The 13,862-nt window shown below is 70.3% G+C and carries 11 protein-coding genes; 4 read left to right on the top strand and 7 right to left on the bottom strand.

Annotated elements, in window-relative coordinates; genetic code table 11:
• Positions 1-174: 174 nt before the first annotated feature.
• The 3 genes from ACK42S_RS04350 to ACK42S_RS04340 are packed head-to-tail and all read right to left on the bottom strand — an operon-like array spanning position 175 to position 2,878.
• Positions 175-1,011, bottom strand: a complete 837-nt coding sequence (locus tag ACK42S_RS04350; RefSeq protein ID WP_409703853.1) for a PhzF family phenazine biosynthesis protein — start codon at positions 1,009-1,011, stop codon at positions 175-177.
• Between the two features lie 10 nt (positions 1,012-1,021).
• Complete coding sequence (locus ACK42S_RS04345) at positions 1,022-2,227, bottom strand: PLP-dependent aminotransferase family protein (protein WP_409703851.1); 1,206 nt, start codon at positions 2,225-2,227, stop codon at positions 1,022-1,024.
• Positions 2,228-2,263: 36 nt separating this feature from the next.
• Positions 2,264-2,878: a LysE family translocator gene (locus ACK42S_RS04340; protein ID WP_409703849.1), complete on the bottom strand. Its 615-nt coding sequence runs from the start codon at positions 2,876-2,878 to the stop codon at positions 2,264-2,266.
• 108 nt (positions 2,879-2,986) lie between these two features.
• On the opposite strand from ACK42S_RS04340, the gene ACK42S_RS04335 reads away from it, so the two are divergent.
• Positions 2,987-4,414, top strand: a complete 1,428-nt coding sequence (locus ACK42S_RS04335; protein ID WP_409703847.1) for a PLP-dependent aminotransferase family protein — start codon at positions 2,987-2,989, stop codon at positions 4,412-4,414.
• A gap of 163 nt (positions 4,415-4,577) precedes the next feature.
• Positions 4,578-5,342 (top strand): hypothetical protein, encoded by a 765-nt coding sequence (locus ACK42S_RS04330; protein WP_409703845.1) that lies wholly within the window; start codon positions 4,578-4,580, stop codon positions 5,340-5,342.
• 4 nt (positions 5,343-5,346) lie between these two features.
• Here the strand turns inward: ACK42S_RS04330 and ACK42S_RS04325 are convergent, their stop codons facing one another.
• Entirely contained in the window at positions 5,347-7,227 is a 1,881-nt protein-coding gene (locus ACK42S_RS04325; RefSeq protein WP_409703843.1) for an ATP-binding cassette domain-containing protein, read from the bottom strand.
• 118 nt (positions 7,228-7,345) lie between these two features.
• Between ACK42S_RS04325 and ACK42S_RS04320 the strand changes: the two genes are divergently transcribed.
• The gene (locus tag ACK42S_RS04320; protein ID WP_409703841.1) at positions 7,346-8,470 is read left to right on the top strand and encodes a S1C family serine protease; all 1,125 of its coding nucleotides are present in this window, start codon (positions 7,346-7,348) and stop codon (positions 8,468-8,470) included.
• Here ACK42S_RS04320 and gshB read toward each other — a convergent pair.
• Positions 8,467-9,420: a glutathione synthase gene (gshB, locus tag ACK42S_RS04315; RefSeq protein ID WP_409703839.1), complete on the bottom strand. Its 954-nt coding sequence runs from the start codon at positions 9,418-9,420 to the stop codon at positions 8,467-8,469. The genes ACK42S_RS04320 and gshB overlap by 4 nt on opposite strands.
• 237 nt (positions 9,421-9,657) lie before the next feature.
• Between gshB and ACK42S_RS04310 the strand changes: the two genes are divergently transcribed.
• Positions 9,658-10,716, top strand: a complete 1,059-nt coding sequence (locus ACK42S_RS04310) for an ABC transporter substrate-binding protein (RefSeq protein WP_409703837.1) — start codon at positions 9,658-9,660, stop codon at positions 10,714-10,716.
• On the opposite strand, the gene ACK42S_RS04305 is transcribed toward ACK42S_RS04310, so the two are convergent.
• Positions 10,713-11,888, bottom strand: coding sequence for a benzoate/H(+) symporter BenE family transporter (locus ACK42S_RS04305; RefSeq protein ID WP_409703835.1), 1,176 nt, complete (start codon positions 11,886-11,888; stop codon positions 10,713-10,715). The two genes, ACK42S_RS04310 and ACK42S_RS04305, sit on opposite strands and share 4 nt — an antisense overlap.
• Positions 11,889-11,946: 58 nt before the next feature.
• Positions 11,947-13,830, bottom strand: coding sequence for a potassium transporter Kup (locus ACK42S_RS04300; RefSeq protein ID WP_409703832.1), 1,884 nt, complete (start codon positions 13,828-13,830; stop codon positions 11,947-11,949).
• Positions 13,831-13,862 lie beyond the last annotated feature (32 nt).

The following is a 13,862-nucleotide window of genomic DNA, read 5'->3' as shown; positions in this document are numbered from 1 at the left end:
AAGACAGCCATCTGCGCTGCATTCGCGCAGATGGCTGTCTTCGCGGAAGAGGTCTTCGGTCATGCCCGTCTCCTCATGCATCCCCAGTCCAGGCCGACAGGGTCACCGGGCCGAGCGGGATGCTCGGCTCGGCCCCCGGGTCCACCGCCACGACGAGATGGTCGATGCAGCCGTTCACAGGCGCAGCTCTCCCCGGATGCAGGTGACGGTGTCGCCGCCGACCCAGACATGCTCGTCGTCGGCCTCGATGTAGACGCGACCGGCGCGCCCCAAGCGGGTGCCTTGCGCGGCCACGTAGCGGCGCGGCGCACGGCCGTCGGCGATGAGCCATTGCGCCAGCGCCGCGTTGAGGCTGCCGGTGACCGGGTCCTCGGGCACGCCGGCGTGGCTGGCGAAGCCGCGCACCTCGAACTGGACCTCGCCGCCGGCGGGGTGCGCGCCAATGACGCCGACCTTGGCCAGCGTGGCCAAGGCGCGGTGGTCGGGCTCCAGCGACAGCACGGTCTGGGCGCTGTCGAGCAGCAGGCTCAGCCAGTGCGGGCCGTTGACGAGCATCTTGACCGCCAGCACCTGCTCGGGTTGCAGGCCCAGGGCCGAGAGGATCTCACGCTGCATCGACGGGCTGACCTCGCTGGAGCGCATCGGCGGGGCCGCGAACGCGGGTCGCGCCTCACGGCGGCGGATGCGCACGAGGCCCACGCCGCATTGCTGCACCACCACGCCGTCATGCTGCGGCCGCCCGCCGGCCTCCAGCCAGGCATGGCAGGTGCCCAGCGTGGGATGGCCGGCAAAGGGCAGCTCACCGCCCGGCGTGAAGATGCGCACGCGGTAGTCGGCTTCCGGTTCGGTGGGCGGCAGCAGGAAGGTCGTTTCCGACAGGTTGATCCAGCGCGCGATGTCGTGCATCTGCGCATCGCTCAGGCCGTCGGCGTCGAAGACCACGGCCAGCGGGTTGCCGCGCAGGGGCTCGGCGGTGAAGACGTCGACGGTGCGGTAAGGATGGACGCTCATGGGCTTGGGTTCAAGGCGTGAGGACCGGGGTGCGCGCGAGCACGTCCTTCAGCACGCCGCCCAGCAAGGCGACACCCCGCTCGATCTGCTCGGGTGCGAGTGTGACGAAGGACAGGCGCAGCGTGTTCGCTTGCGGTGAGCGCGCATAGAAGGCCGCGCCCGGCACGAAGGCCACGCCCGCCTGCACCGCCAGCGGCAGCAAGGCCATGGCGTCGATCTCGCCGGGCAGTGTGATCCAGAAGAACATGCCACCCTGGGGCGTGATCCAGCGGCAGCCCGCGGGCAGGTGGCGGCGCAGCGCGGCCTCCATCGCATCGCGCTGCGCGGCATAGCGCGCGCGGATGCTGGGCACATGCGTGTCGAGAAAGCCGTCGCGGATCACCTCGTACACCAGGCGCTGGTTGAACACCGGCGTGTGCAGATCGGCCGCCTGCTTGGCCTGCAGCAGCTTGGGGTAGAGCGCACTCGGCGCCGCCACATAGCCCAGGCGCAGGCCTGGCGCGAGCACCTTCGAAAAGCTGCCCAGGTAGATCGTGCCCTCGGCCCAGCGCGAGGCCAGCGTGGGCGCCGGCGGGGTGTCGAACCACAGATCGCCGTAGGGGTTGTCTTCCAGCAGCGGCACTCCCGCAGCCTGGGCGGCGCCCACCAGCGCGGCGCGGCGGGCCTCACTCATGCAGCGGCCGCTGGGGTTCTGGAAATTGGGCAGCACGTAGAGGAAGCGCGCCCGGTCGCCGCCTCGCGTGACCGCCTCGGCCAGGGCTTCGGGCACGGGGCCGTCCTCGTCGCTGGCCACCTCGTCGATTTGCGGCTCGTTGGGGGCAAAGGCCTGCAAGGCACCCAGGTAGGTGGGCGTCTCGACGAGCACGCGGCTGCCGGCATCGAGCAGCAGGCGGGCGCACAGATCCAGCCCCTGCTGCGAGCCGGTGGTGATCAAGACCTGGCCCGGTGAGACGGCCATGCCCTGGCGGCCCAGGTGCTCGGCCACCCACTCCCGCAAGGGCGCGTAGCCTTCGCTGGCGGCGTACTGTAGGGCCTCACGCGGGGCCTCGCGCAGCACCTTGTCGGCCGCCGCGCGCATCGCTTCGGCCGGGAAGGTGTCGGGCGAAGGCAGGCCGCCGGCCAGCGAGAGGATGCCCGGCCGCTCGGTGACCTTCAGAATCTCGCGGATGATGGACGGGTTCATGCGGTCGGCGCGTCGCGCCAGTTGCCAGGTCATGCGGCACTCCTCAGGGGCAAAAAACAGAAAACAAGCTCACAGTCGCAGCATCCACAAGGCGGTGGCCACCAGCACGGCCGCCATCGTGCGGTTGAACCACAGCAGACGCCGGCCCTGCGCCAGCCAAGCGCGCAGGCTGGCACCCACCAGGGCATAGGTGAGGTTGCTGACGAAGGCATAGACGGCCATCACCGCCAGCACGATCGCCAGGCGCTCGCCCGGGTTGGCCGCGGGGGCGCCGCCGCTGCTCGTGACCCAGCCGGCCGTGAGCGCCAGGGCCAGCATCCAGGCCTTGATGTTGATGAACTGCAAGGCCACGCCCTGCAGGAAGCTCACGTCCAGGCGCGAGCGGTCGGCCTGCCCGAGCTGGCGCACGCGGGCAATCTGCCAGGCCAGCCACAGCATGTAGCCCACGCCCACGGCCGTGACAGCCCAGCGCAAGGCCGGCACGGCCACCACCATCGCGCCCAGGCCCAGGCCGCAGGCCAGCATCAGCAGGGTCCAGCCCGCCGGCACGGCCAGGCAGAAATGCAAGGCCCCGCGTAGCCCGCGGTTGGCCGCCAGCGCCGTGGACAGCGTGGTATTGGGCCCGGGCGTGAAGCTCATGGCCGTGGCCAGCACCAGCAGGGCGAGGAACTCTTGCATCGACATGCCGGCCAGTCTATGCTGAGCACCAATACACTACCAATACAGTTTGCCTGCGCGCGACGCGCACTGTATTGGTCTCGGGGCCAGCACAGTCCGCCCTGCCCTTGCGCCATGCTCAGCCGCTCCTCCGACCAGACCCTCACCGACCAGCTTGCCAGCCGCTTTGCCGAGCGCATCCGCAGTCGCCTGCTGCCCCCCGGCAGCCGGCTGCCCTCGGTGCGCGAATGTGCACGCCGGCATGCGGTGAGCCCCTACACCGTGGTGGCGGCCTACGACCAGCTCCAGGCCCAGGGCCTGATCGAGGCGCGGCGCCACCGCGGCTATTTCGTGCGCGAACCGCGGCCCGAGCCGGTGCGCGCGCGCCAGGCCGCAGCCCCGTCGCCCGGCCCCAGCCGCATCAGCGCCCCCATCGATGCGGCCACGCTGATCCGCGGCATGCTGCAGCGCATGCCGCACCGCGACGGTCCTGCGCGCAACGACCCCGGCCTGGGCGTGCTGCCGCAGTCCTGGTTGGAAACGCCCTTCCTGGGGGCCGCCTTGCGTCGGGTCACTTCCACGGCCAGCCTGCATGCCCTGTCGTTGCAGTACGGCGAGCCGGCGGGGGACGCCTTGCTGCGCCGCGCGCTGTCGCACAAGCTGGCCGACCTGGACATCCGCGCCGACGCCAGCCAGATCGTCACCACCGTGGGCGCCACGCATGCGCTGGACGTGGTGTGCCGCACCCTGCTGCGCCCCGGCGACGCGGTGATGGTCGACGAGCCCGGCTGGGCCGTGGAATTCGGCCGGCTCTCACAGATGGGCATGCGCATCCTGCCGGTGCCGCGCCGCCCCGAGGGGCCGGACCTCGCCGTGATGGAGGCCTACTGCCGCGAGCATGCGCCCAAGCTCTTCATCACCGTGAGCGTGCTGCACAACCCCACGGGCGGCAACCTCTCGCCGCATGGTGCGCACCGCCTGCTGGGCCTGGCCGAACGCTTCGGCTTCCATGTGGTAGAGGACGACACCTACGGCGACCTGGCCCCGGCGCATGCCATACGCCTGACGTCGCTGGACGGCCTGCGACGCACGCTCTACGTGAGCGGCTTCGCGAAGATCCTCGCGCCCAACTGGCGGGTGGGGTACTTGGTGGCCGCGCCCGAGCTGGTGGAGCGGCTCATCGACACCAAGCTGCTCACCACGCTGACCACCCCGTCGATCCTGGAACAAGCGCTGGCGCACTGCCTGGAGCAGGGCCAGATCCGCCGCCACGCCGAGCGTGTGCGCGAACGTCTGGACACGGCCCGTTCGCGCAGCGTGCAGCTCGCGCTGGCCGCCGGTTGCCGATTTGTCGCCGAACCCCAGGGCCTGTTCGGCTGGGTGGACACCGGCGTGGACACCGACCGCCTGGCCCAGCGCATGATGGACGAAGGCTACCTGCTCGCACCGGGCTCGCTCTTCCATGCCGTGCGCCGACCCAGCACGCTCATGCGCATCAACTTCGCCACCACCCAGGACGCCGCCGTGTGGGACGACTTCACACGCGCCCGCGACAGCCTGTGACCGCGGGCCGGCGCGAGCGCGTCTCCCCCCCCCTCGGGAGGGTGGAAAACGGACACGGGCCTGCAGTACATTGCAAGGGCAGTCCTGCCGGTGTGCCGACCACGCCGGCAGGGCCTGCCAATACACCAGCCGCCCGGCATCGCACCGGACGGCCCCGCTGCTGATGGACGAATCGACCCTACCGCTCGGCGAGCCGGAGCTGATGCGCGCCAGCGCCTTTCAGCGCTACCTCGACGAGCTGGACAAGCTGCCCCCGCTGGCCGGCACCGACCGCTCGCGGCTGGCCTCGCTCAGCCCCTCGCTGCTGGCCGACCTGGAGCGCTTCGAACACCGCGCCAACGGCACCGAGGCGCTGGAGGTGCTGGCGGCCTGCCTGCGCCACGCCCAACAGGTCGTCGTGCACCTGCAGGCCGGCGGCGTGGTGGTGCCGGTGACCGTGTTTCCGCACCAGCGCCTGTACCACTGCCCGGCCGACCCGCAGGTCTACCTGATGCAGCGTCTGGCCCTGCTGCGCGTGATGCGCGTGGAACCGGCCATCCTCCAGCCCCCGGGCCACGATGAGCCGCGGCTCATCGGCGCCTACGACCACTACCATCCCATCGGCCCGCTGCTGTGGATGCTGGCGCTGCACGGCAGCCGCACCGAACTGCTGCCCGAGATCGCCGGCAGTGCCTGCTACCGCACCACCCCGGGGCTGGACCTGCGCAGCCTGCCGGTCGACGGAGTGCACCGGGCAGTGATCCGCCGCATGCGCGACCAGCCCATGTCCGTGCGCGACATCGTCGACATCAGTGGTCTGCGCCCCGAGGCGGTGGCCCGCCTGCTCAATGCGCTGTACCTGCAGTCCGGGCTCATCGTGAGCCGCACCTCGCCGCGCATCAGCGACTCCTGGCTGGCCGGGCTGGGGCTGCGGCGACGCGACTGGTAACGCGCTAGCGCGAGCTCAGCGCCTCCCAACGTTCGAGGGCTTCCATCAGCAGGCCCTCGATCTGATCGTAGCGCGCCTGCACCTGCGCCACGCGCTGCGGCGCCTCGGTGTACAGGGTCGAACTCGCCAGCAGTTCACCCAGCTCTTTCTGCTCGGCCTCCAAGGCCTCGATGCGCGCAGGCAGTTCGTCGAGTTCGCGCTGCTCCTTGTACGAGAGCTTGCGCGCAGGCCTGAGCGCCTGCACGGGGGCCGGCGCGGGCGCGGGCTTCGGGGCGGCCGCCGGCGGCGCGGCCGGCAGCACGGCGCGCCGGCGCGCACGCTGTTGCACCCAGTCCTCGTAGCCGCCTTCGTACTCGCGCCACTGGCCGGGCGACTCGTCGCCCTCCCAGGCGATGGTGCTGGTCACCACGTGGTCGAGGAAGCGCCGGTCGTGGCTCACCAGGAAGACGGTGCCGTCGTAGTCCTGCAGCAGCTCTTCCAGCAGTTCCAGCGTGTCGATGTCGAGGTCGTTGGTGGGCTCGTCCAGCACCAGCACATTGGCCGGCCGCGCGAACAGGCGCGCCAGCAACAGCCGGTTGCGCTCGCCGCCCGAGAGCGACTTCACCGGCGAGTTCGCCCGTTCGGGCGCGAAGAGGAAATCGCCCAGGTAGCTCATCACGTGCTTGCGCGCGTTGCCGATCTCGATCCACTCGCTGCCCGGGCTGATGGTGTCGGCCAGGCTGCGTTCGAGATCGAGCGCCTCGCGCATCTGGTCGAAGTAGGCCACCTGCAGCCGGGTGCCCAGGCGCACCGTGCCGGCATCGGGCGCGACCTCGCCCAGGATGAGCTTGAGCAGCGTGGTCTTGCCCGCGCCGTTGGGGCCGATCAGGCCGATCTTGTCGCCACGCAGGATGGTGGCGGAGAAGTCGCGCACGATGGGCCGCCCGCCATAGGCCTTGCTCACATGCTGCAGCTCGGCCACCAGCTTGCCGCTGCGCTGGCCGGCGTCCACGTCCAGACGCACGCGGCCCACGGCGTCGCGGCGCAGCGCGCGCTGCTCACGCAGGCGCTCCAGTCGCGCGATGCGGGCCACGCTACGGGTGCGGCGGGCTTCCACGCCTTTGCGGATCCACACCTCCTCCTGGGCCAGCAGCTTGTCGGCACGGGCGTTGGCCAGGGCTTCATCGGCCAGTTGCCGGGCTTTGAGCTGCTCGTAGGCGGTGTAGTGGCCGGGATAGCTGCGCAGCACGCCGCGGTCGAGCTCGACGATGCGCGTGGCCACGCCATCGAGGAAAGCGCGGTCGTGGGTGACCAGCACCACCGCGCCGCGAAAGGTGCGCAGCAGTTCTTCCAGCCAGGCGATGGCGTCGAGGTCGAGGTGGTTGGTGGGTTCGTCCAGCAGCAGCACGTCGGGCTGGGCCACCAGGGCGCGCGCCAGCGCCACGCGCTTGCGGTTGCCGCCGGACAGGCTGTCGATCAGGGCATCGGGGTCCAGCCGCAGGCGGTGCAGCGTCTCATCGACACGCTGCTCCCAGGTCCAGCCGTCCAGGGCCTCGATGCGCGTCTGCAGGGCATCCAGATCCTCGCCCGGCGCATGGGCCTCGTAGCGCTCGCGCAGCGCGCGCACCTCGGCAAGGCCTTCGCCCACCGCCTCGAAGACGGAGATCCCGGGCGCAAAGACCGGCTCCTGGGCCACATAGGCGATGCGCAACCCCTGCTGCACCTGCAGCGTGCCATCGTCGGGCTTGTCCAGCCCGGCCAGTATCTTGAGCAGCGAGGACTTGCCAGTGCCGTTGCGGCCGATCAGGCCGATGCGTTCGTTCGATTCGACGGACAGTGCCGCACCGTCGAGCAGGGCCACATGGCCGAAGGCCAGGTGGGCATTGGTGAGTGTGAGTAGAGACATGGTGTGCAGCGCATTATCCGTTCGGCCGCGGCCACCCGAGGCCGCGGGTGGCGATGCCGGCGCCTGCAGCGGCTTTCGCGCAGAATCGGCCCTGCGTCCTCCTTCCGATCGCATCGACATGAAACGACATCGCCCCGTGCGCGGCGCCACCGCCACCGTATTCCTGATCCTGCTGCTGGCCCTGGGCCTGGCCTGGTGGTGGTCCTGGCGACCGGGCCAGTCGAGCGCCGCGGCGCCGGCCGAGCCCCGCGCCGTCACGGCCCGCGGCGATCTGGCCGCCGACGAGCGCAACAACATCGAGGTCTTCCAGGCCGTCTCGCCCTCGGTGGTGCACATCACCACGCTGCAGACGGCCACCAGCCTGTTCTCGCTGGACGCCCTGCAGGTGCCGCGCGGCACCGGCACGGGCTTCATCTGGGACGAACGCGGCCATGTGGTGACGAACTTTCACGTGATCCAAGGCGGCAATGCAGCCCGCGTGACCCTGGCCGACCAAAGCAGCTACCCGGCCGCCCTGGTGGGGGCCTTTCCGGACCGCGACCTGGCCGTGCTGCGCATCGACGCCCCACGCGAGAAGCTGCGGCCCATCCCGGTCGGTGACAGTGCGGGCCTGCAGGTGGGCCAAAAGGTCTATGCCATCGGCAACCCTTTCGGGTTGGACCAGACCCTGACCACCGGCATCGTCAGCGCGCTCAACCGCGAGATCGAGTCGGTCACGCGCCGGCCCATCCGAGGCGTGATCCAGACCGATGCGGCGATCAATCCGGGCAACTCAGGCGGCCCGCTGCTGGACTCGGCCGGGCGGCTGATCGGCGTGAACACCGCGATCTACAGCCCCTCGGGGGCGAGCGCGGGCATCGGTTTTGCCATTCCCGTGGACGAGGTCAACCGCGTGGTGCCGCGCCTGATCCGCGACGGGCGTTTCATCCGGCCCTCACTGGGCATCTCCGCCGCGCCCGAGCGTTTCGGACAGGCCCTGGGGCTGCCAGCCGGCGTGGTGGTGGTCGATGTGGCATCCGACGGACCGGCCGCACAGGCCGGGGTGCAGCCCTTCTCGCGCGCCCCCGACGGCAGCCTGGTGGCCGGTGACGTGATCCTGGCCCTGGACGGGAAGGCCACGCCGACACTGGACCGCCTGCTCGAAGCCCTGGAACGCCACCAGGTGGGCGACACCGTGACGCTGCGGCTGTGGCGCGCCGGGCGCGAGCGCGAGGCGCAGGTGCGGCTAGGCCTGTCCCCCTAGCCTACCCGCTCCAGCGCATCGACGAACACCTTGGCCACGTTGAAGCCCGTCTGCTGTTCGATCTCCTGGAAGCAGGTGGGGCTGGTCACGTTGATCTCGGTGACGCGCTCGCCGATGATGTCCAGGCCGATCAGCAACAGGCCGCGGGGGGCGAGCACCCGACCGATCTCGCGCGCGATCTCGCGGTCGCGTTCGCTCAGCGGCTGGGCCACGCCCTTGCCGCCGGCGGCGAGGTTGCCGCGGATCTCGCTGCCCTGGGGGATGCGCGCCAGCACATAGGGCACGGGCTCGCCATCGATGATCAGCACCCGCTTATCGCCAGCCGCGATCTCGGGGATGAAACGCTGGACCATCACCGTACGCTGGCCATGGGCGTTCAGCGTCTCGGTGATGCTGCCCAGGTTCAGGCCGTCGGGGCCGACGCGGAAGATGCCCATGCCGCCCATGCCGTCCAGGGGCTTGAGGATGATCTCGCGGTGCTCGGCATGGAAGCGGCGGATGTCCTCGGCGTCTCGCGTCACCAGCGTGGGCGTGACGAACTGCGCAAACTCCATCACCGCCAGCTTCTCGGGGTGGTCGCGCAGCGCGCGGGGGCGGTTGACGACCCGGGCCCCTTCGCGCTCGGCCTGCTCGAGCAGGTGGGTCGCGTAGAAGTACTCGCCATCGAAGGGCGGATCCTTGCGCATCAGCACGGCATCGAACTCGGCCAGGGCCCTGGGGACGGCCGGGGCGGCCTCGTACCAAGGTGTGCCGGCATCGCCCACCTGGCCCGTCAGGCGCAGGTCGCGCACCAGCGCGGTCACGCGGCCGCCGCTGCGCCAGGACAGGTGGCGCGGCTCGCAGGCCGCCAGCCGGTGTCCGCGCGAGGCCGCCTCGCGCATCATCGCGTAGGTGCTGTCCTTGTAGGTCTTGAACTGGTCGAGCGGGTCGGCAACGAAAAGGAGCTTCATCGGGGTGGGGTGCAAAGGGGTCGGACCGGTAGTTTTGCACCTTCGGCGCGATCCTGCCGGCCCCTCTACGGGTTGTCCCCAGCCATCGCGGCGGCCATGGGAGCTGACACTTCTTTTTAGTTACTACTTTTAACTGTTGATCCCGGGAAGTTGACATCCATGCGCCGCAGAACCCTCCTCACATTCGCAGCATCCAGCGCTTTTGGTGCTTCCGTCCATGCACAGACTGGTCGGGAAATGGTTCAGAGTTCGAACGAACTCGTGCTCGGGCAGACCGGCATCCTGACCGGCCCGCTGGGTGGGCCCATCGTCTCCCTGCTGAACGGTGCCCGGCTCGCGTTCGACCATGTCAATGCGCAGGGCGGCGTGGCCGGGCGTCGCATCCGGCTGGTGTCGCTGGACGACGAGCTCAAGCCCGACCTCGCGGTGAGCAACTACCGTCGTCTGCTCGACGAGCACGGCGCCCTGGCCTTCTTCGGCTGTGTCGGTTCGGGCACCACGGCGGCGGCCGCCTCCGTGCTCAAGGAGAGCGGGGCCCCCGCCGTGGGGGGCTATGCCGTGGCCGATGCCGCACGCGAGCGGGTGCGCGGGAGCGCCTACTTCATCCGGGCCGGCACGGGCCGCGAGGCGCAGGCGCTCGTCCAGCACCTCACCACCATCGGCATCACCCGGATCGCCGTGGCCTACCTGGACAACCCGGGCGGCAAGGAAGCGCTCGACGCCGTGACGGCGGCCATGGCGGCGCAGGGCGGCAAGCCGGTGGCCAGCGCCGCCTTTGCCGGCGATGCGAGCAACGTGGCCGCCGGTGCAGGCCAGCTGGCGGCGCAGCAGCCGCAAGCCGTGGTCATGTACCTCGGCGGGACCCTGCCCGGTACCTTGATCAAGGCGATGTGGGACGCCGGCAGCAAGCCCAGCTTCTATGGCATGTCCATCGTCTCGGGCACCCTCACCGCCAAGGTGGCCGGTGAGCGCGCACGCGGCCTGGCCATCGCACAGGTGGTGCCCTATCCCTGGGGCGTGGTGGAGCCCGATGTGCGCGAGTACCAGAAGCTGGCGCAGGCCGCCAAGCTGCCGCTCGACTACTACACCTTCGAGGGCTACCTCAACGCGCGGGTGATGATCGAGGCCCTTCGCCGGGCCGGGCCGAACCCCACACGCCCCCGCCTGCATGCCGTGCTGCAGGCCATGAAGTGGCGCGTGGGCGGCATGGACATCGACTACACGATCGACGGCCTGACCGGCTCGCGCTTCGTCGAGCTGGTCCAGGTGGCCGACGGCGGGCGCTTCGTGCGCTAGCGCCGGATCGCCGCACGAGACACCAGCAGGGCCAGCAGACCCGCCACCACCCCCCAGAAGGCAGAGCCCACGCCCCACAGCGTCAGGCCCGACAGGGTGACCAGGAAGGTGATCAGCGCGGCCTCGCGGTGGCGTTCGTCCTTCAGGGCCGCGGCCAGTCCCGTGCCGATGGTGCCCAGCAGGGCCAGGCCGGCGACGGCCAGCACGAGCTCCTTCGGGAAGGCCGCCAGCAGCCCGACCACCGCGCCGCCGACCAGGCCCACCAGGAGGTAGAACACCCCGGCCGCCACCGCGGCCATGTAGCGGCGACGCGGATCGGCATGGGCCTCGGGGCTCATGCAGATCGCCGCGGTGATGGCCGCCAGGTTCAACGCATAGGCCCCGAAGGGCGCGAGCACCAGCGTGGCCAGACCTGTCCAAGTGATCAGCGGCGACACCGGCGTGTCATAGCCCGCCGCGCGCAGGGCCGCCACCCCGGGCAGGTTCTGCGAGGCCATGGTCACCACGAACAGCGGCAGGGCCACGCCGATGAAGCCGGCGAGCGTGAACTGCGGCGTGGTCCACACCGGCCAGGCCAGCGACCACTGCACCGCCGACCAGCGCAGCTCGCCCAGCGCCGACGCTCCCACGATACCCACGACCAGCACGCCGGGCACCGCATAGCGCGGCCACCCGCGCCGTCCGAGCAGGTAGGCCACGAGCATGGCCAGCACCAGGCCGAACTGCGACTGCAGCGCCAGGAAGGCCTCCATGCCAAAGCGCGCCAGCACCCCGGCCAGCAGGGCCGAGGCAATCGCCCCGGGGATGCGGTTCATCACCCGCGCAAACAGGCCCGTGGCACCCGACAGCGTGATCAGCAGCGCGCAGGCGATAAAGGCCCCGGTGGCCTCGGCCATGCCCACGCCGTTGGCGGTGGCCGCGGTGGCCAGCACGGCGGCGCCCGGCGTGGACCAGGCCGTGAGCACCGGCTGGCGAAAGCGCAAAGACAGCACGATGCTGGTGGCGCCCATGCCCAGACCCAGGGCCCAGATCCAGGAGGTGGTCTGCGCCGGTGTGGCGCCCAGCGCCGAAGCGGCCTGGAACACCAGGGCCACCGAACTGGTGAACCCCACCAGCACTGCGACGAAACCAGCCACCGTGGCCGACAGGGACAGATCTTGCAGGACTCGCATGGGACACTGGGTTGGAGACGACGAACGCCGCAAGCCTACCTGCCCGCGCCGCGGGGCGTCAGAGCGCGACCTTGGCGCCCAGCTCGACGACACGGTTGGCCGGCAGATGCAGGAAGTCGGCCGCGGCCGAGGCGTTGCGGTGCAGGCTGGCAAAAAGCTTGTCGCGCCAGCCGGCCATGCCCGACCTCAGCGAAGGCACCACGATCTCGCGCGACAGGAAGTAGCTGGTGTTCATCTCGTCGATCTGCACGCCCATCGGCTTGAGCAGCGCCAGCGCCTCGGGCACGTCCGGCTCGTTCTTGAAGCCGAAGTGCAGTACCACCTGCCAGCAGTTGTGCCCCAGCGGCTGCACGTCCACGCGCCGGTCGAAGCCGATCCAGGGCACCTCATGATGGCGCACCGTCACGAACAGGTTGGTCTCGTGCAGCACCTTGTTGTGCTTGAGGTTGTGCAGCAAGGCATTGGGCGTGACCCCCGTCTCGGCGCTGAGGAACACGGCCGTGCCCTCCACGCGCGTGGGCGGGCTGGCAAAGACGGCCTCCAGGAAGGCCGGCAGCTCGATGGCCTCGCTGCGCAGCCGCTGCCCCAGCAGCGAGCGGCCCCGCTGCCAGGTGGTCATCAGCGTGAACATCACGAGGCCGATCACCACCGGGAACCAGCCGCCGTCGAACAGCTTGGCCACGGTGGCCGCGAAGAACAGGGTGTCGACCGCAAAGAACAACGCCGTGGCCCCCACGCACAGCCACCAGGGATAGCGCCAGGCGTAGCGGATCACGAAGAAGGTCATCACCGTGGTGATGAGCATGTCGATCGTCACCGCGATGCCATAGGCCGCCGCCAGCTCGCTGCTGGAACCAAAGCCGATGACGGCTGCCACGATGAACAGGTACAGGCCCCAGTTGACCGCGGGCACGTAGATCTGGCCGGCCGCACGCGCTGAGGTGTGCAAGATGCGCAGCCGTGGCAGATAGCCCAGCTGCACCACCTGCTTGGTGACCGAGAAGGCCGCCGAGATCAAAGCCTGCGAGGCGATGACCGTGGCACAGGTGGCCAGCACGATCAGCGGCGGCAGGGCCCAGCGCGGCGCCATGCCATAGAAGGGGTTGCTCACATGCTCGGGCTGGGTGAGCAGCAGCGCCCCCTGCCCGAAGTAGTTGATCACAAGCGATGGCATCACCAGGCCGAACCAGGCCAGCCGGATGGGCCGCCGGCCGAAATGGCCCATGTCGGCATACAGCGCCTCGGCGCCGGTCACGCACAGCACGATGGCCCCCAGCGCCACGAAGGCAACCCCCGGATGGTGCAGCACGAAGGCCAGCGCATGGTGCGGGCTCAGGGCCTGGAGCACCGCCGGGTGCGCCGCCACGTGCATCACGCCCATCCCCGCCAGCACCAGGAACCACAGCACCGTGACGGGCCCGAACCAGCGCCCCACCGCGGCGGTGCCATGCCGCTGCACCGCGAACAGCGCGGTGAGCACCACCACGGTCACCGGCACGACGTAGGGATGCAGCCCGGGAGCGACCACCTCCAGACCTTCGACGGCCGACAGCACCGAAATCGCCGGCGTGATGACGCCGTCGCCGAAGAAGATGGCCGTGCCGAAAATGCCCAGCAGCAGCAGGCGCCGGCGCAGCACGGGCCGGTCCTTCACCGCCTGCGAGGCCAGCGCCAGCAGCGCCACCAGGCCGCCTTCGCCATGGTTGTCGGCCCGCAGGATCAGCGTCACGTACTTCAGCGAGACGATCACGGTGATCGTCCAGAACATCAGCGAGAGGATGCCCAGCACGTTGCCGGGCGTGACGGCAAGCTGCCCGTGAGTGAACGCCTCCTTGAGGGCGTACAGCGGGCTGGTGCCGATGTCGCCATAGACCACGCCGATGGCGCCCAGGGTCAGGGCCGCCAGCGGAACCGGCGCAGAAGGGGAGGAAGGGGACGACACAGGCGCTTGCCGGACGCAGGGACAGGACGCGG

This window comes from Caldimonas sp. (assembly GCF_046289365.1).
Lineage (GTDB): Bacteria > Pseudomonadota > Gammaproteobacteria > Burkholderiales > Burkholderiaceae_C > Caldimonas.
This window is presented reverse-complemented; position numbering and strand designations above follow the sequence as displayed.